The organism is Hymenobacter nitidus (assembly GCF_020447315.1).
GTDB classification, from domain to species: Bacteria; Bacteroidota; Bacteroidia; order Cytophagales; family Hymenobacteraceae; genus Hymenobacter; species Hymenobacter nitidus.
Genome location: NZ_JAJADQ010000007.1, coordinates 58,367 through 80,450, shown reverse-complemented (window position 1 = coordinate 80,450; position 22,084 = coordinate 58,367). Strand labels below are relative to the sequence as shown.

The following is a 22,084-nucleotide window of genomic DNA, read 5'->3' as shown; positions in this document are numbered from 1 at the left end:
CTCATACGGCTTACCACCTACTCAAAGTGAATAGCGGCTTTCTGCTCAATCTGCCAGGCGCCGTTGCTCTTCACCAACGTTCCTTCCTTATCCGTCACAATGCGCGACACGGGGCCGTTGGGCTGCTGGTAGGCGCAGGCTTCGCGCAGGGAATACTGGGCACTCTGGATGGCGTAGGCATGCACGCTGGAGTTGGAAGTTACCCGAAACGTGGCGCGCTCGGGCACTTTTGCGTCCGTCGTTATTTCGTAGATGCTGTCGTGCTGGGGCTGGTCCTGCAGGTCGTATTCGCTGAACCCGCCATTCACGGGCACCTTCACGTAGTAGCGCGTCGGCACTGGGGCAGCGGGGGCAGCAGGCGCCACCGGAGCCGGCGTTTCCCAGGTTTCGGGACCGGGCAGCTGCACGGGCGGCACGAGGCTATCGAAGTCGTCACGCGGGGCTGAGGCCGGAGAGCCGGCCGGAATGGGCTGCGGCATCGGGGCTGTTTCGTGCATCGGCACCTGCGGCGGGGCGTAAGTAGTCGGCGCCGAGGCAATATTCTGAAACTGGTTCGGCACCGGGGGCGCGGGGGCCGGAGCCGGGGCCGCCGCACGAGCTGGGGTATTAGCAGCCCGATTAGGAGCCTGAGTCACCGGGGCAGCCTGGCGCGGGGCGGGAGCTTCTACTTTCGGAGCCGCCACTGGGGCAGCCTGTTGGTGCTTACCCAGCTCTTCGGCTACGCGTTGTTGCACCAGCCGCTCAATTTCCCGCTGCAGCTCGGGCGTCAGGCGCTTGGGCGCACCAGCGGCAGCCACCACGCCCGCCGAGGGCGCACTGCTGCTCACCGCCGCCGCCTTCACCGATTCCAGCTCACTGCGGTGCCGGTCGGCGCGGGTACCCAGAGCGCTGATGCTACGGCGCAGCATTACGTAGAGGAAAATGCTCAACAAGGACAGAATCAGGGCCAGTGGGGCAAACAGCTTGCTCATCAGGCTCTCACTGGCCGCGGCTTGGCGAGGGGCCGCCGCATCGGCGGCTAAAGCGCCCTCCCCGGCTCCGGCGTCTGTGGCGGCCAGCGCGGTTTCGTCGGTTATGGCCGTGTCTTCGGCATCGGCGCCAGCTGTTATGTCACTGTTTGGGTCGGCGGGCGGGGTGCCATTGGTTACGTAGGCGTCGAGCTGCTCTTTGAGCGTGGTGAGCTTAGCCATGCGCTCCGGATCGGCCCGGCGGGCGGGCGAGGCTTGCAGCTTGGTGATGATTTCGGTAGTCAGCTTCTGCAGGCGCGACTTATCCGAGCCCAGGCCTTTGTACATCGTGCCCTTGCCTTCCAGGGGCTGATACAGCATGCTGTATACTTTCTGGCTGTCGGCCTTGATGCTGGTCACGAAGTCCGGCAGCGGCCCGCCGCAGTTCAGGCTGTTCTTCAGGTTGGGGCGGTTGTTGTCGTCGTACACGTAGCGGGCCGTAGCGCACCAGATCTGCACCTTCTGCTCGTCGAGCGTAGGCTGGCCCAAGGGCGTTTGGGCCGATACGCTGGTAGCGGTTAGCAGCCCGGTGAGCAACAGAACAAGGCGGGAAAATGACCTCATCAGGAATGGCTTTTTGAAAGAAAGTTACAGTCAAAACGGCCCTCCTTTTGCAAGAAGAGCCGTTTAGTTAAGTATTTTACCCGTTCGAAATCAGCTCCCGGCTCAGGTTGTACAAGGCCTGCTTCATCGGATAGAAGAACAGCGTTTCGGGGAGGGTTTCGCCCTGACCGAGGTTGCGGCCAATCTGGTGCAAACCCAGGTTGAGGCTGTCTTCGATTTCGCGCAGCAGGATTTCCTTGATGCGGGTCCGGTCCACGTCTACGCCCACCTCGCGCATGAGCGGGGCCACGTCGTCGTTGTCGAGCACGATTTCCAGGAAGCGGCGGGTGTTGTCGATGACGCTCTGCTTGAGGTCGGCATCCACCTGGGGCATTTTCAGGCGGGCCGTGTCAATGTCCTGGCCTTCCAGCGCGCCGTTGAGCTTCACGGTACGGATCTGGTCGAAGTCGGCGGCGCTAGTGGCGCTTTCCTCGAACAGCACGCCACCGTTGGTCGTGGCTTCCTTGGGGTTGTCGGCCAGAATTACGCGGAAGTTCTGGGGTGCCTCCTGGCCCGTAGCGGCCTTGAATACAGCTTTGCTGATTTTCTCAATGGCGGCCATGCTGGCCCCGCCGCTGAGCAGACGCAGGTACAAACTGCCTTTACCCGAGAAGCATAGGTAGCGCGGGGGCTTGAGGCCGAGGTGCTGCACGAGCTGCGCCACGTGGTAGACGATGGCCGTGTAGTGCAGGTAAAACAGCACCCGCAGCTGCCGCCCTTTGCCCAAGCCCAGGCTCTGGGTGAAGCGTAGCGCATCGTTGTAGGTGAACAGCAGGCTGGTCACGTCGGCCGAGCCGAAGTCGGGGTTTTGCAGGGCGGCGCGCAGGTAGCCTTTGTACTCCTGGTTTTCCTCCGAGTCGGGCAGGCTTTCCACGTACTGCACGCCGAGGCGGAGCAGGCCGTTCTGCTTGGGTGCACCCTGCACGCGGGCGTAACCATCACCCCACAGGTCGTCGCCGGCAAAGCGGAACGAGGAGCTGAAGGCGGGCTTCTGCTCGGCGAAAATCAGCAGGTCTGTGGTGCCGCCGCCGATGTCGATGTTGATGACGTTTTCGTCGCGGTTGGGCACCACCTGGTTGGTGGCCGTGAGGTAGTAGTACGGGGCCACCGATTCCGAAATGCATTGGGTGGGGCGGCGGGCCCGGAAAATCTGTTGGAAGGCCTCGTCCCACACTTGCTGGAACTGGTTGCGCAGGAACATGTCGAAACTCAACGGGGCGAACCACACCACACGAGTGTCTTCCAGGATACCGCCCTGCATGGCCGCCTTGTGCTTCATCAAGAGCAGAATCTCCTTGAAGAAGGCTGCAATACGGTTCACGCCTTGGGGGTCCAGCTCGGCGCTCCACTTCAGGTTGGTCACGAAGCGGTTCTGGGGCGGCTGTCCGGTCTCGGTGTTGATGCTGAAGCCGATGTTGATGTTGCTGAGCACTTTGCTGGGCTCGTTGGCGTAGGAGTTCGTCTCGCACACGGCCGTCCGGATCGGGAATTCATACACCGAGCCCGCTTCGCCAATGATGCTGGGCACAAACTCGCGGTTCTGAATCAGCGGAATGTCGAACAGCTGGCCGGGGCCGCGCATGTAGCGCTGGAAGGCCGAGTAGCCGGTGTCGGGCAGCGGGGCGTTGAGCAGCTCCATCTGCAGGTCGTTTTCGCCAATGGTGAACGGACGCGGGTGGGCCGAGGGGCCGTCAGCGTAGGCCACGTGGGTGTTGCTGGTGCCAAAGTCGACGGCGAAGGTAAAGCGGCGGGTGCCGCGGTCCAACTCCCGCCAGCGCGGCACGATGAGGCCCCGGGCAGGCGGCGCGCCGTGGAAAGCCGGCGGGCAGGTCAGCTCAGCCAGGTCAAAGTGGGTCCCGGTGATTTCGTAATAGGTGCTGCCGGCCGTGGACACGCTCTTCTGGGTGCGCTCAAACTTGGTAGCCCGCTTGGCTGCTCCTTGGTCGGTAAGCCTCTCGCCGTTCACGAAAAACGTGAGGTCGTAGCGGCGCTGCAGCATCGTGGGCGAGTTGTCGGCATCCACGAGCATGACCTTATAGAAGTCGTTGTACTCCGGCTGGGCGCGCATCTTGTAGAACGGAAACACGCCCAGGCCGATGTTGGCCTTCACGATGCGGCCCTTCTCGGGAATCTCCCGGCCCTGCGCGTCCTTGGGGTTCTGCGGGTTCTGGTAGTAGCTCCGCTCAAAGGTGATGAAGCGGCCACCCTGCACCGGAATCCGCAGCGCGATGCGCACGTGGTTCAAGTCGATGGTGAAAGTGAGCAGCTCGGCCAGGTCGTGGTCGGAGAAGTATTCGAAGAAGGTCTGGCGCAGCGGCAGCAGATACGGAAACCGTGCCCGGCCCTGAGTATCGGCTCCGTACTGGAACGTGACCTTGCCAGTGTGGAAGCGCTGGGAATTCAGCTCGTAGGGCAGCTCCACCAGGGCATCTTCCAGAAAGTCACCAACGGTCAGGTAGGGGTACTTAAAGCCTTTGCCGGGCAGCACGCGGTTTTCTAGGGTTAGCTCGTCGGCGTAGGGCACCGGCGTACGGTCGTCCCAGGGCTGGCCGTTCAGGTAGTTGGCGCCCTGCATGGTCAGGTTGGGGCGCAGCACCAGCGGCGTGGGCCGGCTCTGGTTTGTTTGCCGCGTCGGCGCAATGAACAGGTCCGAGCTGGTCACGGCCGACTGGTCGGCGCGGCTTGGCAGCGGCACGTGCTTTACGCTGGCCAGGTTGCCCTGGAAATCGGCAATGGCGGGGTACTTGGTGGCAAACTGCTGGGCCGTATGGTCGCCCCGCATCTGCATCTGGTTGATGACGTTCCGGTCCAAGCCAGCAAACACGCTGCCGGCAAAGTCGCGGCGCTGCAGCTGCGGATAGGCCAGAAACAACTCGTAGACAAACTCCCGGAAGGCCGGGGACCGGTCTTCGAGCAGCACTACCTGATTGTCGAAGTAGTGGCCGCGGGCCTGGGCGCGCTCCAGGTCGAGCTGGCGCACGGCCGGGGCCGTGAACAGCATCGTCAAGGGCGAGGTGCCGCCGAGCAGCTGCGGGCCGCCGGGCAGGTTCGGCGACTCGTAGAACACGAGGTACATGTCCGAAAAGTCCCGGAACCGGTCATCCTGCAAAAACAGGCGCAGGGTTTCGCCCAGCAGGCGGGTGCCTTCGTCGCCCTGCATCCGCCGCAGCTCCGACTCCACGTTCCAGCGGCGCAGCGTGATTTTGCGGCCGGCCTGGGTGTAGAGATTGTAGTTGTAGAGGATTTCGAACAGGTCCCAGAAGTGAGACACCAACTCGTGGTACACCGAGCCAGGGTTGCGCTGCCCTTCCCTTGCAAGGAAGTCGAAAGCCGTTTCGAAGAGGTGCATCCGCGCAAAGGGCGTCGGGATGCTGACCGCCACGTTCTTAGCCCGCCCGCCCGTAGGGTCGGTTACGGTATTGATTTCGGTGCTGGTGATGGGGGCGGTTTTCTGCCAGCCCTGCACCTGCTGGGAACCGTTGTTATGAAGACGAAGAACTTTGGGCATTGCGTGGACCCCACCCCCGGCCCCTCCCCTCAGGGAGAGGGGTGCCAGACAAGGTATTCGGGGAGTTTGTTTTTAGACTAAAAACCAGAAACTGCTGCTAGAGCCCCTCTTCTATAAGAAGGGGTTGGGGTGGGGTTACACCACTTTCACCTTTTCCTCGAAGGCCTTGTCGGTCACTCTATCGAACAAAGCCACTAGCTTCTTGAAGTTGTCGGGCTCCTGCACGGACTTGGCGGCGTCGTTGAGTTGGTTGAGGAAGTAGTTCTGACTGAGGCCCTTGTTGAAGAAGTCGTTCCACTTCTTCTCCACGGGCTTGCCGGCAATCATGGCGTTGAAGTCGTCGGTGGTCAGGTCGAAGGGGCGGAAGGCGCGGCGGTTCTGGGCCAGCTCCTTCAGCCACTCGTCGACGCCGTACTCGGGGCTGTGCAGGAAGTTGTTGAGCTCCTTGAAGATGGGCTCGTTGCGCAGGGCGTGGTCTAGGTTCAGGTTGTCGAAGTAGGGCGCCTTGTCGGTGGGCAGGTGCTGCTTGTGGTAGCGCGAGAAGTACAGCAGTTGGGTCAGGTTCTTGGCTACCAGCTCCCGGCTTTCGTCGGGCAGGTGGCTGAAGTTGAGCTCCTGGGTATCGACGCCGAGGCCGTACTCGTGGTGGTGCGGACCGCCATTGCGCAGCTCGGCATCGGAGTACTGCATGAAATCAACCACGCTCAGGGCGGCCAGCAGCTCGATGAGGTGGGCCTTGTTGCGCTGGGCCGTGCCGCCGGGCTGGTTTTCGTAGGGTGTGTCGGGCGTGTCGGCCAGGTAGTACAGCGCGTCGAGGCCCTGCAGGTTGTGCTCGTAGTAGCTGAGCGCGGCCTTGGTTTTGGTCAGGAAGGAGTTGGAGTCGATGATGGAGTTGTCCTCGCTCTGCAGGGCGAAGTAGGGCATCACCGTCACGGCCCCGGTGAGGGCGTCGCGCAGGTAGCGGGCGTTGCTCAGGCGGGTGTTTTGGTCTTTCAGGTTCTTGAGCAGCAGCGGGAAACCAGCCGCGCCGGTACCACCGAAGATGCTGGAAATAAAGAATACCCGGTCCCCGGCCTGGAAGTTGTCGGCGAAAAAGCGGATTTCCGGCGACTCCACCACTTTGTTCAGCACGATGCTGCCCACGTTGGGCGAGCCGCGGAAACCAATGGTCAGCGGACTTTCCAGGTTGTCCTGGGTGAACAGCAGCTCCACCAAGCCCTTGGAATCGACGGACAGCTGGTCGTAGCTCAGGTATTGGCGGAAGCTTTGGTTGATGCCGCCGAAGTCGAACACGAAGGTGTCTTTCACACCGCCGTTGTTGTCGGCCGAGATGCTGCTGAGCGTGCTGATATCGGTCTGGAAGAAGCCCTCGTCGCGCTTGCCCAGGCGCTGGTAGATCTGCTGGTAGCTCTTGAGCATGTCGACCGTGCGGTTCATGTCGCCGTTGTGGGCGTCGGGGTCGATGATGATGGGCACCACCCGGTCGCAGTTGGCGAGCTTCACGCCCGAGGCCAGCAGCATGGTCAGGGACCGAATAACGCGGGAGCCGGTGCCGCCAATGCCGAAAATGAACAGTTTAGCCATGTTGGAGTTGAAGTTTGACGAATCTCCGCGGGAGAGATGATGCGGGGATGATGCAGTTTTTGGTGGGCTTGGCTGACGATGGTCGTTCTGGCGTTTCAACCACCACGCCCTTCGGGCACCTCTCCTTAAAAAAAGGAGGGGAACTGATATTCTGCTTTAGAAAGGAGTCGTGCTGGCGTTGGTTGAGCCGCGCTTAAGGATGACCGAGAACAGGAAAAACCACACCAGGCCCAGAATGGCGTTCCAGGTCGACATCCAATAGATGTAGCTGTGCGAGGCCACCTCCTGGGAGTTGGTCTGCCAGATGCCGATAATGAAGGCCAGTATGGCATTGGCCACCAGAAAGGTTACCCAATGGCGCACCTTATTAAAGGTGGCGACGCCCATGGCGCGGTTAATCAAGTAGTAGAAAATCAGCACCATGGCCAGGGACAGACCGATGGTGAGCAGGCCCACGTTGGGGAAAATCACCTCCCGGTACACGGGCGTTTCGGACGGGGGCTGGGGGGAGCCAATGAGTTCGTAGATAAAGCGGAAGAAGCCTTTCATAGAGCGGAATGTAGAGCAAACGGTGGTTTGCGGAGCGTGGAACGAGGGTGAAAAGCGGTAGTGTGGGTGCCGATGATACGGAAAACGACTCTTGCCGTTACCGCCAGCTTAGTCGGCGGGCTGCAAGGTAAGCGGGATGGTGAAAATCGGGGCCTTGTTCTGTTCGCCCGAGGTTACGGCCTCCACGCCGTCGAGCAGGCTGCTCAGGGCGAAAGTTTTGGCACCGGCCTGGTTGATGTTGCTGTCGTTTTTGGTGGTCCACTGTCCTATCCAGGCCGGACGCTGGTTGTTTAGCGTCAGCTGGAGGGGGCGGGCCGCTTTGCCGAGCTTGGTAACGCGCACCTTCACGAAATGCGTGTACTGGTTTTCGGCCCCGCTGCTGTTTTTAGTCTGGTCGTTGGCAGCAAATACGTCGGTAATCTTGGCGTCGGTGTCCTGGGCCTGCAGCTGCAGATTGGGTTTCAGGTACTTCACGTCGCGGTAGAGGCCGGGCAGGGTCTTCAAATCCAAACCCACCACAAATTCCACTGGCTCCTTAGCCGACACCTTGCTGACGGCCACCGTGTGGTAGGAAGCCCCCGCGGCCCGCTTGCTGGCGTCTTTTTCGCCGTAGTACCAGGAACCCACGTTCTGGAAGCGGCTGAGCAAAGACGAAGCCGGCGTAGGATACCCCACGCCAAAATGAGCCTGCTGGGCCGGCTGCTTCTCCAGCAAGGCCGCGTCGAAGCGGCGCACGGCATCGGCGGGGCCGATTACCCAGAAGTAGTAGGGAATATCCGTGTCGCAGCAGCCGGTGATTTTCTTGACGCTGGCGTTCAGCGCCGGATAATAGGTACCGCGGAAATCGGACGAGTAGCCGTAGACCGACACGGCCAGATCCTGACGCTGCGTGCGGTTCAGGGCGTCGGTTACGTCGGTGCTGATGTAAGGAATGGCCCCGGCGTTTTTGGGCGAGTAGATAAAGTCCGAAATCAGCACGTTCACCGTGTTGGGGGCGTAGTAGCCGCTCACCAGCGTGTCGAGCACCGTCGGGATGTTGGTGCTGCTGGCCGGCTGCTGAATGCCGCTGCGCACGGTTTGCGACAGTTGCTGGTACGAGTCGCGGTAGGGCTTCTCCTTGATGCGGAAGTAGGTTTTGCGGGCCGCCGAGCTACGGTTTACTTCCGACAGAAACTGCGCGACGTGCTGCTGAAACCGGGTATTGGAGGCATCGGCGCCGGTTTTGGGCATGAAGCCTTCCATCGAGCCCGACACTTCCAGAAACACATTCACCTGGGCCAGCGGGCCCGAGCCTGCCGCAGCAGGAGCAACTTCGGCGGCCGTAGATTCTTTGGGCGCTACGGCCCCGGGCACCTCCGTGGGTGGCACCTCTGGGGGAGTTTCGGTGCCGGCTTCCTCCTTAATATCCTTGCGGGAGTAGCAGCCGGGCAACAGCAGCAGGCCAAGGGCCAGAGCCGGAAGCAGACGGAAAGAACTGGTCAAATGCATTCGAACAAATTAAGAGCTGCTGACAGATGCCGCCCTCTGCGTACTGCCAGCAAGGCCGGCAGGTTGTGGCAGGAACGTATGTAAGGCTATAAAATTTTATGGCAAAAACCGCATATACGCCGGGCTGCATTAACAAGCCGGTACCCGTCAGCGGGTTAAAACGTTGCCAGAAAGCCTGCTGAGTGGCAAGCGCCTTGTCAGTTGGCAACCCAGTCAGTCCCAATAAGGCACTGCAGGCCACTACCGCTGTCAATCCCGCAGTACCTTTGGCCTCAGCAGCATCAGGTGCTTTATGGGTGCTCTATAATTACTATGCTCAAAAGCAAAACCGGGCTGTTCTTCCTTATTAGCTGCCTTATTCCTTACGCGCAGGAGTTGCTTCAGCCGCACGACAGCAGCTTTCTCTTGAATTTTTTGGCTTTTGTTTGCTTAATCATTTCCACCGGCATTCTGGTATATCGGACACGATTTAGCGGCAGATCCGTCATCTACCCGCTTGTAGCGGTTGGGGCTGTGCTTCTCTTTCTATACACCTTCGAATTCTTTCAGCACGCTGGTGAATATATAGCCTTCAAGCGTCAGCAGCCCCAGTTAGAGAAATTCGTGGTGGAGCTGAAACGCAGCCCCCGGCCCGACAGCCTGCTGATTTCGGTGCAGGATTATCCATTGCCCGGAATTGGTGGCTATTCAGTCTTACCCGATGGCACCTACCTATTTACGCAGGGCGGACAGCATAGCGCTTCCTTTTGGGGCGTTGCCTATTCTACAACCGGCAAAGCCCCAACGCGCCACGACTCCCCGATGCACTACTGGTATCAGCTTGAAGGCCACTGGTACATGTGGTTTCGGTACGATAATTAGCCCTGCCTAAACACAAACAGCTGCCTCCGTAAGGGAAGCAGCTGTTTGTGTTTAAAAGTCCGCAAAATCCGGCTACCCACTAGCTGTAGTCGATTTCGGTATTGTCGCCGATGTTCAGGCTGTGGTTCAGGCCCCGGAACGAGGCGTCGGAGCCCACGATGCAGTCGTGCATCACGGCCTGGCGCAGCTCGGAGTAAGAACCGATGATGGAGTCGCTCAGAATGGTGTTTTTCACGATGGTCCGGTCGCCGATAGCCACGTTGGGCCCGATGATGGAGTGCGAAATCTGGCAGTCCTTGCCGATGCTGACCGGCGGAATAATAATGGTGTCGGGAAACTCGGGGTACTTGTTGCCCAGAAACTCGGGCCGGTTCAGCAGCTTGGCGTTGGCTTCGAGCAACGAATCCTTGCGGCCGCAGTCAAACCAGTGGTCCACGGGCGCGGTGGTCATCTGGGCGCCGTCCTGAATCATGAGCATCAGGGCATCAGTCAGCTGGAATTCGTTGTGGGTGCGCAAATCCTGCTCGATGATGCGCTCCAGGGCCGAGGCCAGCCAGGCCGGGTCCGCAATTTTGTAGAGGCCCACCAGGGCGTAATTCGACTTCGGAATGCGCGGCTTCTCAATTACTTTGGTGACGCGGCCGCTATTGTTGGTTTCAACCACCCCAAAAATGGAGGGCGTCTTTACCTCCTTCACCGCCAGCACGTTGCCTTCCGTGCGCAGCAAGTCGCGCAGGTCCACGTCCACGATAGTGTCGCCGAGCATGACGAGCACGCCATCCTGGTCGTGGCGGAAGGTTTCGCGGGCCAGCCACAGCGCGTGCCCGATACCTTCGCGCGGCTCCTGCACCACGAAGGTAGAACGCAGCTGTGGGTAGTAGCGGCGCACGTAGCTTTCTATTTTCTCGCCCAGGTAGCCGATAATAAACACAAACTCCTCAATACCGGCGTCTTGCAGCCGGTCGATGATATGCCCCAGGATGGTGTTGCCAGCCACCGGCACCAGCGACTTGGGCTGGGTGTGGGTGTGCGGGCGCAAACGGGACCCGATACCGGCGACAGGGATAACAGCTTTCATGCGTTGTGAAACAAGCGTAAGTCCGCAAAATAGTGAATCATTGTGGGAGCGGACCATAGAACAACCGCAATGAGCTGAATTCGTACGTGCAACCCAGCAGTAACCCTTGCCGGGGCATTCAGTTTATCATCTGATCTGCTACTTTGCCTTCAAACTTTCTTCCTTTCCTTTTTCACTCCCCTATTCCTTTGCTCATGAAACGTCTTTTTCTGTACCTAGTCGGGTTGATAGTGCTGCTGAGTCAATCGTCCTGCGGCTACAACACCATGGTGTCGAAAGACCAGGCCGTAAAAGCCCAGTGGGCCAACGTGCAGAGTGCCTATCAGCGCCGCTCCGACCTGATTCCGAACCTGGTGAACACCGTGAAAGGCGCCGCCAACTTCGAGAAGTCCACCCTGACCGACGTTATCAACGCCCGCGCCAAGGCTACCAGCGTGCAGCTGTCGGCCGAAAACCTGACGCCCGAGAACATCAAGCAATTCCAGGAAGCTCAAAGCCAGGTGAGCTCCGGGCTGGGCCGCCTGCTGGCCGTGTCCGAAAACTACCCCGAGCTGAAGGCCAACGCCAACTTCCAGGAGCTGCAGGCCCAGATTGAAGGCACTGAAAACCGCATCAACGTAGAGCGCAACAAGTTCAACACCGTCACCAATGACTACAACGGCACGGTGAAGTCCTTCCCCAACAACATATTCGCCGGGATGTTCGGCTTTAAGGAGAAACCCTATTTCGAGGCCGACGCAGCTTCGCAAAAGGCCCCTACCGTTCAGTTCTAAGGTCGTTTTTGGCTTCTGGTCTTTGGTTTTGGCCCTTTTATTGGCCCAAGCCAAAAACCACAAACGAATCACCAAAAACACACACCATGACCAATCCTATTACCCCGGAGCAGGAAGCCGTGCTGGTGGCTGCCATCCGGCAGGCCGAAATCACGACTTCAGGTGAAATCCGGGTGCATTTGGAAGACACCTGCCCCACGCCCGAGCCCCTGGACCGCGCCGCCCAGGTGTTTGCCGAGCTGGGCATGCACAATACCGCCCAGCGCAACGGCGTGCTGTTTTACCTGGCCTGGGAAACCCGGCAGTTTGCCGTCATCGGCGACTCGGGCATCAACGCGGCCGTATCCGACGATTTCTGGGAAACCACGAAGGAAACCGTGCTCGAGCAGTTTCGGGCCGGCAAGTACGTGGTGGGCCTCGAAAGCGGGGTGCGCATGGTGGGCGAGCAGCTTAAGCGATACTTCCCCTACGACGCCAAGACCGACAAAAACGAGCTCGACGATTCTATTTCATTTGGCGACCCCGCGCCGCCACGCGTATGAGCAGCTTCTCCCCTCTTCCTGTGCTTCGGCCCTGGCTTCGTTTTGTTCTGCTGCTGGCCGGCCTGGTCCTGAGTACCGGCCTCAGCTTTGCCCAGCCGCCCCGCCCCAATCCGCCCCGCCTCGTCAATGACCTGGCCGACATGCTGCGCCCCGACGAGGAGGAGGCCCTGGAGCGGAAGCTGGTCAGCTACAACGATTCCACGTCTTCCCAGATTGCCGTCGTCACCGTCAAGACCCTGGGCGACGATGAAATTGCCAACTACGCCCAAACCCTCTACGAAAGCTGGAGCATTGGGCAGAAAGGCAAGAACAACGGCGTGCTGGTGTTAGTGGCCGAGCAGGAGCACGTAGCCCGCATCCAGACCGGCTACGGCCTGGAAGGCGCCATTCCGGATGCCCTAGCTAAGCGCATCATCTCCAACACCATCGTGCCGGCCTTCCGCGAGGAGCGCTACTACGAGGGCCTCGACCGGGCCACCAGCCAGCTGATTGCTCTGGCCAAGGGTGAATACCAGGCCGACCAGGCCCCACCCGCCCAGCGTGGCCGTCAGGACACGAGCGGCTCGGGCTGGATGTTCTGGGCTATCATTGGCATCATCGTGCTGTTCATTCTGATGAGCAAGCGCGGCGGTGGCGGCCGGGGCGGCGGATTCCGCGGCGGCATGATTCCGCCCATCATCTTCGGTGACTTCAGCGGCGGCCGCGGCGTATTTGGCGGCGGCGGTGGCTTCGGCGGCGGAGGTGGCGGCGGTTTCGGTGGCTTCGGCGGCGGCTCGTCCGGCGGCGGCGGGGCCAGCGGCAACTGGTAAATCTTCCGAAACCCTAATTTCAGCAGAAAGGCCTGATCCGACGCGGTTCAGGCCTTTTTTTGTGAGGCAAGTACTACCTTGGTTACTCCACCACCACGCGGCGCGTGACGGGGCCGTGGGCGTAGTTCACGCGCAGCAGATATACACCGGCTTTGAGCTGTTGCACGGGCAACGTCAAAGCTGGCTGAGCAGCACGTTGAGTCAAAACTATGCGGCCTAGGTTGTCGAGCAGTTCTACCGTCGGGGGCTGGGCGCTGGCGTCGAGCGAGAGGTGGAGCATGTCGTAAGCCGGTACAGGCCAGGCCTGGGTGCGGGCCTCGGTCTGGGCATGGCCAACGTGCAGCACATTGGAGGCCGTGAGGCGGGCGAGGCCCGTAACAGGCTGGCCGTCGACAGTGGCAAAGCCGCCTGCGACCAAAATTTTACCATCAGGCTGCACCAGTACATCTTCCACCGGACCATCAAAACCAGCATTGCCAAAGGAGGTATCAGTTGAGCCATTGTTCATTGTGCGTAGCAGGATATTGCCGTAAGCAGCCACCAGTACACGGCCGTTGGGCTGTAGAGCTAATCCCTTTACCCAGCCATACCCGCCGCTGGTGGGCAGGTTGGCAGTAAATGTGTTGTCGGCAGCACCGGTGGGCAGCAGGCGAAACAGACCGTACGGCACAGAGGACGGATAAGTGGCACTTGTGAAGCCACCCACAATGATTTTGCCGTCGGGCTGCAGGAGGAGTTCATCCACTTCCGTATCGGCTACCGACTGGATGGGCGAAGAGAAGGTAGGATCCAACGAACCATCGGCTCGCACCCGCACCAATGCCTGACGTGGCGTAGAGTTAGAGCTCAAGAATTGTCCCAATCCTCCTACGAGCACCTTACCGTCAGGCAAAGGCAGCAAACTAAGGATGGAAGCGTTAGCTTCAAACGGATAAAATCCCGTTTCGACGATACCACCCTGACCATTGGTCAGCAACAACTCCAAGACGCTGCCGTTGGTTACGTAGATTTTTCCGTCGCTGCGGAGAGTAAACTGACTTACACTGTTGCCAATATTTATACCTCGTGGCCCCAGCCAAGTATTGTCGGGAGAGCCGTTAGGTAGCAGCCGAATCATATTGTTATTAAGGCCGGGTGCCAGACCAATGGCCAACACTTTGCCGTCTGGCTGCAGCACTAACTTTTCTACAGTCAATAGCAGACTGACCGGTACCGCAAAACTGGGGTCTACGCTTCCATCAGCATTGAAACGGGCTATATTATTGACCCGGACCCCATTGACCTCATCAAAATCACCGGCCGCCAACACCTTTCCATTGGGCTGCTGCACCATACTTCGCATGGAACCCAACTTAAGCAACAGCGGGTTGAAAGCTGTGTCGATGCCCCCATCAGGGCTTAGCGCTACGGCTGAGTTGCGCCGGTTAGGAAGCCCGAAGTAGGAACCACCTATCAACAGTTGGCCATTGATTTGCTGCTGCAGCGAGTTTACGGTTCCAAACGATGCAGGAGCGGCAAACGTGGCGTCGCGGGTACCATCGGAATTAAAACGCGTCAGCAGTTCCTTGGGCTGCGAGCTGCTGAAGATGAGTGGAACAACAACTTGCCCATTAGGCTGCATCACAAAATCCGTAACATCGTTGCGATTGGTAATTGAGAAGGTATAAGTAGCATTACCAATCCTATTGGTAAATGTAATATCATGCGTTCCATCAGGCAGCAAGCGCACGAAAGATGAACTTGAGGAGCTAGCAAAGTATAGAGCACCGCCTACCAGAATTTTGCCGTCAGGTTGCAGCCCTACCATGGTCACGGCAGCAGCGGCTGTGAAGGGCGAAGTGAAAGAGGGGTCGAGGGCACCAGTGGATAGCAGCCGGGCCACACCAGCCGGCGCATCAAAGCTGCCGCCTACCAAGATGCGGCCATCGGTTTGGAAGGTAATATCGGCAACTGCGGTATTAAATACGGTACCGGGATTGAACGATGGATCTACTGCACCACTAGCCAGCAAACGAACCATGTTACGACGCGCTACTCCATTATAGCTGGAAAACGTGCCACCGAGCAGGATTTTGCCATCGGCCTGCACCGCCGACACGCGGGCTAGCCCCGTGCCACTGGCCGTACCGGCGTCGAAGCTGGAATCAAGTGTGCCGTCGGCATTGAGCAGCATCAGGTCCTGGCGCGTTACGCCATTGAGCGTAAGCGTGCCGTCGCCGACAAGCAGCAGCTTACCCGAGGGCAGCACCCGCACGTTGGAGAGGGTAGTAGACAACAGCACCCGCAACCCGGCGACATTATTCGTGAAAGCCTGGTCGATGCTATTGTCGGCATTGTAACGCACCAAAAATGCGCTGCTCCCTGCGTCTGTTCGAGCAAAGTTGCCGATTACCAGTCGTTTCCCATCGGGCTGAGGAACTGCTGCAGTAACTGGAGCCGAAGCATAGAGCGTGGTGGGCTGAAAGCTAGGGTCGAGGGTTTGCGCCCTACTGGCGTGCGCAGCCAATAAGGCCGAGGCTAGAGTCAGGAGGCGGAGTAAACGTATTCTCATCCGAATAGTGGTAAGTAAAAGGCATGCAATATACGGCCGCCTGACCGCCTCGCCCTACTACTATCCGTGCTAGTCCTCTACTGGTCCCCTCCTACCTGCTTATAAAACGGCAGCTCATAGAACGGCCGCAGCAGCTCGACTACGTCCAGGGCGTCGGCCAGGGCCTGGTGGGCCACGGTGTCGTCGGCAAAACGGGCGCGGGCCTTGCAGATGCTCATCGTGGGCAGGCGGGTGTCTTTGCGCCAGTTCAGGTAGAAGACGGCCGGGTCCAGCAGGGCCGGCTCGTGGCGCACCAGCGGGCCCCAGCCCGGCAGCTGGCGCAGAAAGGGCACGTCGAACGAGCCGATGTTCTTGCCCGCCAGCGTCACGACCACGCAGTCGTGCTTGTCGGCCCGGAAGCCGTGGTGCAGCAGAAACTCGCGCAGCTGGGGCACCAGCTCATCGGGGGTACACCGCTCGGGGTTCGGCTCTTTGCGGGCCAGCTCTTGCAGCAGACCGGCATTCAGGGCCAGGGCGCCGGCCGTGCCCACGTATTCGGGGTGGCGCACGCAGCGCCGGAAGGCGGGCAGCTCAGCCAGGGGCCGCACCTGCCTGGTGTCTTCCACCACCGCCGCGAGTTCGATAATCTGGTGGCGGTCAGCATTGCCGCCGGTAGTTTCTAAATCCAGGGAGACGTAGCGCATAGGTCGGCTATACGGCGGGCCTGCTCCTGCCGCCGTCGGGGAGCTTAATGGTCGCTGCGCACCCCGGCCCGGATGGCCACGGGCAGGCGGTTTTCGGGCGGCGGCACCGGGCAGGAATACTTGCCGCTGGCATCGTAGGCGCAGTACGGGTTGTAAGCCCGGTTGAAGTCGAGTAGGACAGTTCTGGATTGGGGAATCCGGAAGTCGAGGTAGCGCCCGCCGCCGTAGGTGTCGTGCCCGTTGGTGGGGTCGGTGAAGGGCACGAACAGGTAATCCTCGTAGCCGGGTTTGCGCATCAGATCCAGGCTCTGGTACACGTTCAGCCGCAGTTTTTTGCCATTCAACGTGAAGTGCAGCTCGCCGTATTTGCGGTAGTCGGGCACGCGCAGGCCGGTGGTTTTCATCTTGAACGGGGCCGAGGTTGAGTCGCGCACGAAGGTGGCCTCGACGTAGTAGCGGTAGTCAGCCGGAAAAAACGGCAGGCCCATAAAACCGGGGCGGGCCTCGGCGAGCAGCGGGGTTCTGGCCGGGTCGCGGTATTCGGCGTCCAGCTCCTGCTGAAAGGCCAACACCTCCTGAGCGTGGGCCGGGGGCGTCAGGCGGGTGGCATTCTGCGCGCGGCCGGGCATTACCACCGCCAACACCAACGCCATAATCAACCAGTATTTCATAGGAATCCGCGTTACAAAAGAAAGCCGCCGCACCAAAGGGCGCGGCGGCAAACCTACGGAGGACCCGCAATATTCCGACTACTCCACCACGATGCGGCGCGTCACGGGGCCATCGGCATACTCTACGCGCAGCACATAGAGGCCGGCGCGCAGCTGCTGCAGCGGCAAAGTGAGGCGGGCCTGCGTCACGGGCTGCCGTAGCACCACCCGGCCCAGGTTGTCGAGCAGCTGCACGGTGCGGGGCCGGGCCTCGGCGGCCAGCTGCAGCTGCAGCGCGTCGTGGGCCGGGTTGGGCCACGCTTCCGTGCGGGCCGTGCTCTGCCGGCTGCCCACGCTCAGCACGTTGGGGGCCGTCAGGCGGGCAATACCGGTGCGCGGCTGCCCGCTTACGGCCGAGAAGCTTCCGCCAATAGTAATCTTGCCGTCGGCATGTACCAGGATGCTGCGGATGCCCCGGGAAACCAGCGCGGGGCCGGCGGCAAAGCTGTTGTCTAGGCTGGCGTCGGCGTTGAGGCGGAATAGCGTGCCCTGGTTGGCGCTGCCAATGAGCTGGGAAATGGAAGTACCGACCAGAATGCGGCCGTTGGGCTGCAGACTCAGCTCACTCACCACGCCGCCGCCCAGGTTGGCATTCAGGCCCGTATTCACGCTCCCATTAGCATTGAGCCACACCAGATTGGTGCGCGCTACTCCCGCGTAGCTGGCAAAGCTGCCGGCAACCAGCAGCTCGTCGTTGGCCAGCGGCAGCAGCTTGGTAATGGAGCGGGGAGTTCCGGCCGCGGTGGGCAGCAGGAAGCTGGGGTCCAGAGCGCCCGTGGACAGCAGCCGCACTACGCTTTCGGTCGGGGTGGTATTCATCCGGGTGAACGTACCGCCCACGTAGTGACGGCCGTCGGGCAACACGGCAATATTCGTCACCGCGCTACTGGGGCCGGTGCCAGTGGCCTGCGCATAACCCGCGTCGGGCAGGCCGCTCGGCAGCAGGCGGTGCAGAAACGCCGTACGGCCGTTGAAGGTAGCGCCGGAGCCGCCGGCGCCAACGAGCAGGCCGCCATCAGGCTGCACGCCCACCGATAAGACCGATAAGCCCGCAGCGGCGTAGCTGGTAAAGGACGTGTCGAGGTTGCCGTTGGCCAGCAGGCGCGCTAGGCCGGGCGAGGACGTGCCCGCCACGGTCGTGAAGCTGCCGGCAACGACCAGGCGGCCATTGGGCTGCAGGGCAATAGTGCCAATGGGGCCATCCACGGCCGGAAAGCCGAAGGTAGCATCGGGGGTGCCGTCTAGGTTCAGGCGCATGAGGCCGGTGGCGGCCTGCCCGTTTACTTCCCGGAAAGAACCAGCTACCAGCAGCTTGCCATCGGGCTGCTGCAGTACTTTTACCACCGAGCCGTACGTATCCAGAATGGGCCGGAAGGCAGTTTCTACCTGAAGGCTGGCGTTCAGGCGCACCAGGGAGGTGTTGGTCAGGGTGCCGAAGCGCGTGAAGCTGCCACCCAGCAGCACGCCGCCATTGTCCTGGGGCACTACCACGTTCACCAGGCTGTTGAGCAGGCCCTGCCCGTTCAACTGCGGGTCGAGGTCACCGTTTTCCAGGTAGCGGGTCAGGTACTGGTTGCCGGGCGCTATGGTTCCGGTGGTCACGCAGCTGCGGGCCAGCAGCACCCGTCGGTTTCGGTCTACCAGAATGCGGGTGTTGCCGTAGTCCGAAGTAGAGGCGCAGTAAGAGGGGCTGACCACTTGGAAGGAAGCGTCCATTGAGCCGTCAGGATTCAGGCGGGCCAGCTCCCTAAACACGCCCTGCACCAGGGCCTGGCCGGTAGTGGGGTCAATGCCAATGGCCGTTACGCCCCCCACCGACGAAGCGGGCGGAATGAACGTCGGGTCGTAGGCTCCTGAGCTGAGCAGGCGCGTGAGCTTGCCGGCCGATTTGCCGTCGAAGCTGGTGTAGCTACCGCCGACCAGCAGTTTGCCGGAAGGCTCCTGGGCTACCACGTATGCTTCGCCCCCGGTAATGCCGGTGCCCATAGCCGTAGTGAAAGCCTGGTCGACGCTGCCATTCGGGTTTAGCCGCACCAGGCCCGGCGTAGGCGTGCCGTTGAAGCTGGTGAAGCCGCCGGCCAGCACGATTTTGCCATCGGGCTGCAACACCATGGAGCGGACTGAGCCACCAGCGGCGCCGCTACCGGTGCTGAAGCCGCTGGCCACCGAACCATCGGTATTCAACTTGACCAGGTTGGGATAGTTCTGGCCGTTGATGCTGAGCAGGCCGACGCTAAAAGCCAGAATCTGGCCGCCGGGCAGCACTTCCAGCTTGGCGGCCGACGTGCTGCTGTTGCTGACAAAGCCCGGGTCCAGGGTTCCGTCGTTGTTCAGGCGCACAATAGCGGTGGTAGCCGTGCCATTCGCGCGGACAATGTTGCCGCTGATGATGTACTTGCCATCGGGCTGCTGGGCGGCGGCCGTGATGATAGCCGTCTGGAACAGGCTGGGCGCGGCGAAGCCGGCGTCGAGGCTCTGGGCGCTACTCTGGGGCGTGCTTCCCCACAAGAGCAGCCATAAAAGGATGAACGGTAAACGCTGTTTCATGCGGATAAATGCTGGTTGAGACGCTGCAATAATAAAGGCAAAGGAAAAGCCGGCAGGAGACGTGGCCACGCTGCCAGCGTTTAAAGCTACACGTGTCCTACTCCACCACCACGCGGCGCACAACGGGCCCGTCGGCATAGTCCACGCGCAGCAAATACAGCCCTTTGGCCAGGTGCTGCAGCGGCAAAGTCAGCTCGGGTGTGGTTACGGTCTGCCGCATCATGGAGCGCCCCCGCGCATCGAGCAGCTCTACCGTGGTGGGCTTGGCCACCGCGTCCAGACGCAGGCGCAACTGGTCGTGGGCGGGCACGGGCCAGGCGTGGGTACGGGCCTGCAGCTGCTGGCTGCTCACGGATAGAATGGCGGGCGAGGTCAGGCGGGCCAGGCCGGGGCGGGCCACGCCGCCGACATGGGTGAAGTTGCCGGCCACGAGCAAGGCCCCGTTGGGCTGCACGGCCAGCGTACTCACGTAGGTTTCGTAGGGAGTCAGCACGTTCTGGGTACTGAAGCCCGCCACGGGTGAGCCATCGGCTTCGAGCATGGCCACCGGCCCCCGAGAGCCGCTCCCGATTCGGCTGCCCCCCAGCAGGATTCGGCCATTGGGCAGCGAATACAAGACGTTGATGGCGACGTTACTCAGGGTCAGCGCAAAAATGGGGTCCAGGGCGCCGCCGTTACTCAACCGGGCTACTCGCCCATACTCACCATTGATATTTAGACCGCCGACCAACACTTGCCCGGAGGGCAGGGGCTGCACGCAGGATGCTCTGTTCTCACCAAGTGTAAAGGCAAACGTATTGTCGCGGCTACCGGTAGCGTTGAGCCGCACCATGGTCGGGGCCGGCACGCCGGCAAATTGGCTGAACGAGCCGGCTACGTAATGCTTGCCATCGGCCAGCACGGCCAGATCGTACACGACGGGAAGCGTGCCCGGATAGGTAGGGCCGCCAGCCAGGGCCGTATTGTAGGCGGCATCGGCTACGCCTGCCGCCGAAAGCCGGTGCAGTGGCCCCGTAATGTTATTGAAAGTTGCGGAGTTGCCGCCTACCAGCAGGCTGCCGTCGGGCAGCTGGGCCAGGGCGAGTACCGGATCCGACGATAAAGAAGAGCCGACACCAACCGTGGTAGTAAAGGAAGCATCAGCGGCTCCATCGGGCAGCAGCCGGCCTACCAGGGCACAGGCCCGATCATCGACGGTCGTGAAGGAGCCTCCCACCACGATACGGCCATCAGGCTGCACCAGTACCTTGGTTATCTCCCCATTAGCACCAGTGCCCCGAAAAGTGGCATCCAGGGTACCATCGGCAGTAAAGCGAGCCAGGTTGCCCACGCTCTGGCCATTGGCAAGCCAAAAGTTGCCGCCCGCCAACACCTTGCCATCGGGCTGCACCTTCAGGGAGTTAATTGTACCCGGTTGGGTAATCACGGGGCGGAACGTGGCCGAGGCCTGCGCCTGGTTGTTGAGGCGCAGCAGGCACACATTGCGCAGGGTGCCGTAGCGCTGAAACTCACCCCCAACCAGGATGTTGCCATCGGCCAGGGCCCGCAGGCTGATAATACGGCCATCGAGCTGGCGCTGCACGGCAAACTGGGTATCAAGCTGGCCCGAAGGCAGCATCCGAAACAGGTAGTCGTTGCCGCCCACCGCCCCGGTACCCGCAAAGCAGCTCTGGTACGTGATGCGGCCCTGGTTGTCGACCACCAGCGTCTCGTTCTCCGAGCTGCTGCATCCAGGAAAGATGGCAGAAGTAAAGGTATTGTCAAGCTGGCCCGAGGGCAGCAGGCGCACAAAGTCACGACTGTTCAGGGCCGCCCGGCTGCCACGCACCACAATGTTGTTAGTGCGCGGGTCTAGGGCCAGGGCGTAGATGGTCGGGTAGGGAAACGACGCAGACGTAAGCAGGACCGGGTTGAACGACGTATCCAGGGTGCCGTCCGCTTGTAGGCGCACTAAACCTGCGCGGCCGGTTCCCTGATAGTTGCTGAAGGTACCTCCCACCAGGATCCTGCCGTCGGGCTGCACCACCACGGCCCCCATCTGGGAGCTGGGGCCCGTCCCATTTACCAGGAAGCCATTACCCAACGCCGTAGAAAAGGCCTGGTCTACCGAGCCGTTAGCGTTCAGGCGCACTAGGCCCGGCGACTTCACCCCATTAAACGTAGCGAAGCTGCCGCACAACAGAAACTTCCCATCAGGCTGCACGGCAATACTCCTGATAATGGCCGTCGTGCCGGTACCCGCGTTGAAGTCGGCGGCCACGGTTCCGTCGGGGTTCAGCTTGGCCACTGTATTGAAGGTGCGCCCGCCCACCTGCACCGCGTTGGCAAAGGCCAGCACCTGGCCATTGGGCAGCAGCCGCACCTTTTCAATCCGGGCCCGGCCGGCAGCAGTGGCCGTAAAGGCCGCGTCCAGGGAGCCATCGGCGTTGAGACGAGCCAAGCCGGTAGCCGCCGTGCCATTAATCTGGCCGAAGGTGCCACTCACCAGGTATTTGCCATCAGGCTGCTCCAGGGCATCCGTCACCACACCCGTGCGCTGCACGTTCACGGGGGCAAAGCTGGGGTCTACGGTCTGGGCCATAGCGGCCGGATAGTGGACTAGTCCGACGGACAACACTACTAACAATCGTATTAGTTTTTTCATATATCAACAACGTAATGCACTAGCAAAGCTAACCAGAATTCAGCCACTGTCGCACGATTTTCCCGGCAGGCCCACCCGTGTCAGGTTTATGATCAGCCTTTATTTAGCGGAGCTGGGTATAAAGCAAAAGTGCTGAAGCTCACCGCT

15 protein-coding genes are annotated in these 22,084 nt (G+C 60.9%); 4 read left to right on the top strand and 11 right to left on the bottom strand.

Going from position 1 to position 22,084, the window contains the following annotated elements; all coding sequences use genetic code 11:
• Positions 1-17: 17 nt before the first annotated feature.
• From LGH70_RS14005 to LGH70_RS13985, 5 genes are all read right to left on the bottom strand, one after another.
• On the bottom strand, positions 18-1,571 hold the full coding sequence (locus tag LGH70_RS14005) for a hypothetical protein (RefSeq protein ID WP_226186733.1): 1,554 nt from the start codon (positions 1,569-1,571) through the stop codon (positions 18-20).
• Positions 1,572-1,647: 76 nt separating this feature from the next.
• Positions 1,648-5,118: a hypothetical protein gene (locus LGH70_RS14000; protein WP_226186731.1), complete on the bottom strand. Its 3,471-nt coding sequence runs from the start codon at positions 5,116-5,118 to the stop codon at positions 1,648-1,650.
• Positions 5,119-5,253: 135 nt separating this feature from the next.
• A complete protein-coding gene (locus tag LGH70_RS13995; protein ID WP_226186729.1) occupies positions 5,254-6,702 on the bottom strand; it encodes a hypothetical protein in 1,449 nt (482 codons plus the stop codon).
• A 156-nt stretch (positions 6,703-6,858) separates the two neighbouring features.
• Complete coding sequence (locus LGH70_RS13990) at positions 6,859-7,251, bottom strand: hypothetical protein (protein ID WP_226186726.1); 393 nt, start codon at positions 7,249-7,251, stop codon at positions 6,859-6,861.
• A 108-nt stretch (positions 7,252-7,359) separates the two neighbouring features.
• Positions 7,360-8,733 (bottom strand): hypothetical protein, encoded by a 1,374-nt coding sequence (locus LGH70_RS13985; protein WP_226186723.1) that lies wholly within the window; start codon positions 8,731-8,733, stop codon positions 7,360-7,362.
• Positions 8,734-9,051: 318 nt separating this feature from the next.
• Between LGH70_RS13985 and LGH70_RS13980 the strand changes: the two genes are divergently transcribed.
• Positions 9,052-9,600, top strand: coding sequence for a hypothetical protein (locus LGH70_RS13980; protein WP_226186720.1), 549 nt, complete (start codon positions 9,052-9,054; stop codon positions 9,598-9,600).
• A 79-nt stretch (positions 9,601-9,679) separates the two neighbouring features.
• On the opposite strand, the gene LGH70_RS13975 is transcribed toward LGH70_RS13980, so the two are convergent.
• Positions 9,680-10,678, bottom strand: coding sequence for a sugar phosphate nucleotidyltransferase (locus tag LGH70_RS13975; RefSeq protein ID WP_226186716.1), 999 nt, complete (start codon positions 10,676-10,678; stop codon positions 9,680-9,682).
• Between the two features lie 194 nt (positions 10,679-10,872).
• On the opposite strand from LGH70_RS13975, the gene LGH70_RS13970 reads away from it, so the two are divergent.
• The 3 genes from LGH70_RS13970 to LGH70_RS13960 all read left to right on the top strand — a co-directional run bounded on the left by LGH70_RS13970 (position 10,873) and on the right by LGH70_RS13960 (position 12,802).
• Positions 10,873-11,451, top strand: coding sequence for a LemA family protein (locus tag LGH70_RS13970; RefSeq protein ID WP_226186714.1), 579 nt, complete (start codon positions 10,873-10,875; stop codon positions 11,449-11,451).
• 86 nt (positions 11,452-11,537) lie between these two features.
• Complete coding sequence (locus tag LGH70_RS13965; RefSeq protein WP_226186712.1) at positions 11,538-11,993, top strand: TPM domain-containing protein; 456 nt, start codon at positions 11,538-11,540, stop codon at positions 11,991-11,993.
• Positions 11,994-12,013: 20 nt separating this feature from the next.
• Entirely contained in the window at positions 12,014-12,802 is a 789-nt protein-coding gene (locus LGH70_RS13960; RefSeq protein WP_226186709.1) for a TPM domain-containing protein, read from the top strand.
• 82 nt (positions 12,803-12,884) lie between these two features.
• Here LGH70_RS13960 and LGH70_RS13955 read toward each other — a convergent pair whose 3' ends face one another.
• The 5 genes from LGH70_RS13955 to LGH70_RS13935 all read right to left on the bottom strand — a co-directional run bounded on the left by LGH70_RS13955 (position 12,885) and on the right by LGH70_RS13935 (position 21,874).
• A complete protein-coding gene (locus LGH70_RS13955) occupies positions 12,885-15,308 on the bottom strand; it encodes a T9SS type A sorting domain-containing protein (protein WP_226186707.1) in 2,424 nt (807 codons plus the stop codon).
• A gap of 122 nt (positions 15,309-15,430) precedes the next feature.
• Positions 15,431-16,036 carry a 3'-5' exonuclease gene (locus LGH70_RS13950; protein ID WP_226186704.1) on the bottom strand — a complete coding sequence of 202 codons (606 nt, stop codon included), beginning with the start codon at positions 16,034-16,036 and terminating at the stop codon, positions 15,431-15,433.
• A 44-nt stretch (positions 16,037-16,080) separates the two neighbouring features.
• A complete protein-coding gene (locus LGH70_RS13945) occupies positions 16,081-16,707 on the bottom strand; it encodes a DUF1684 domain-containing protein (protein ID WP_226186702.1) in 627 nt (208 codons plus the stop codon).
• A gap of 78 nt (positions 16,708-16,785) precedes the next feature.
• Positions 16,786-19,293: a T9SS type A sorting domain-containing protein gene (locus tag LGH70_RS13940; RefSeq protein ID WP_226186700.1), complete on the bottom strand. Its 2,508-nt coding sequence runs from the start codon at positions 19,291-19,293 to the stop codon at positions 16,786-16,788.
• 97 nt (positions 19,294-19,390) lie between these two features.
• Positions 19,391-21,874 (bottom strand): T9SS type A sorting domain-containing protein, encoded by a 2,484-nt coding sequence (locus tag LGH70_RS13935; protein ID WP_226186698.1) that lies wholly within the window; start codon positions 21,872-21,874, stop codon positions 19,391-19,393.
• Between the last annotated feature and the right edge of the window lie 210 nt (positions 21,875-22,084).

Bases quoted from the DNA above. Each gene is read 5' to 3' on its own strand.
- LGH70_RS13975 (WP_226186716.1), bottom strand. From the start codon at position 10,678: ATGAAAGCTGTTATCCCTGTCGCCGGTATCGGGTCCCGTTTGCGCCCG.
- LGH70_RS13990 (WP_226186726.1), bottom strand. From the start codon at position 7,251: ATGAAAGGCTTCTTCCGCTTTATCTACGAACTCATTGGCTCCCCCCAG.
- LGH70_RS13940 (WP_226186700.1), bottom strand. From the start codon at position 19,293: ATGAAACAGCGTTTACCGTTCATCCTTTTATGGCTGCTCTTGTGGGGA.
- LGH70_RS13950 (WP_226186704.1), bottom strand. From the start codon at position 16,036: ATGCGCTACGTCTCCCTGGATTTAGAAACTACCGGCGGCAATGCTGAC.
- LGH70_RS14005 (WP_226186733.1), bottom strand. From the start codon at position 1,571: ATGAGGTCATTTTCCCGCCTTGTTCTGTTGCTCACCGGGCTGCTAACC.
- LGH70_RS13945 (WP_226186702.1), bottom strand. From the start codon at position 16,707: ATGAAATACTGGTTGATTATGGCGTTGGTGTTGGCGGTGGTAATGCCC.
- LGH70_RS14000 (WP_226186731.1), bottom strand. From the start codon at position 5,118: ATGCCCAAAGTTCTTCGTCTTCATAACAACGGTTCCCAGCAGGTGCAG.
- LGH70_RS13980 (WP_226186720.1), top strand. From the start codon at position 9,052: ATGCTCAAAAGCAAAACCGGGCTGTTCTTCCTTATTAGCTGCCTTATT.
- LGH70_RS13970 (WP_226186714.1), top strand. From the start codon at position 10,873: ATGAAACGTCTTTTTCTGTACCTAGTCGGGTTGATAGTGCTGCTGAGT.
- LGH70_RS13995 (WP_226186729.1), bottom strand. From the start codon at position 6,702: ATGGCTAAACTGTTCATTTTCGGCATTGGCGGCACCGGCTCCCGCGTT.
- LGH70_RS13965 (WP_226186712.1), top strand. From the start codon at position 11,538: ATGACCAATCCTATTACCCCGGAGCAGGAAGCCGTGCTGGTGGCTGCC.
- LGH70_RS13935 (WP_226186698.1), bottom strand. From the start codon at position 21,874: ATGGCCCAGACCGTAGACCCCAGCTTTGCCCCCGTGAACGTGCAGCGC.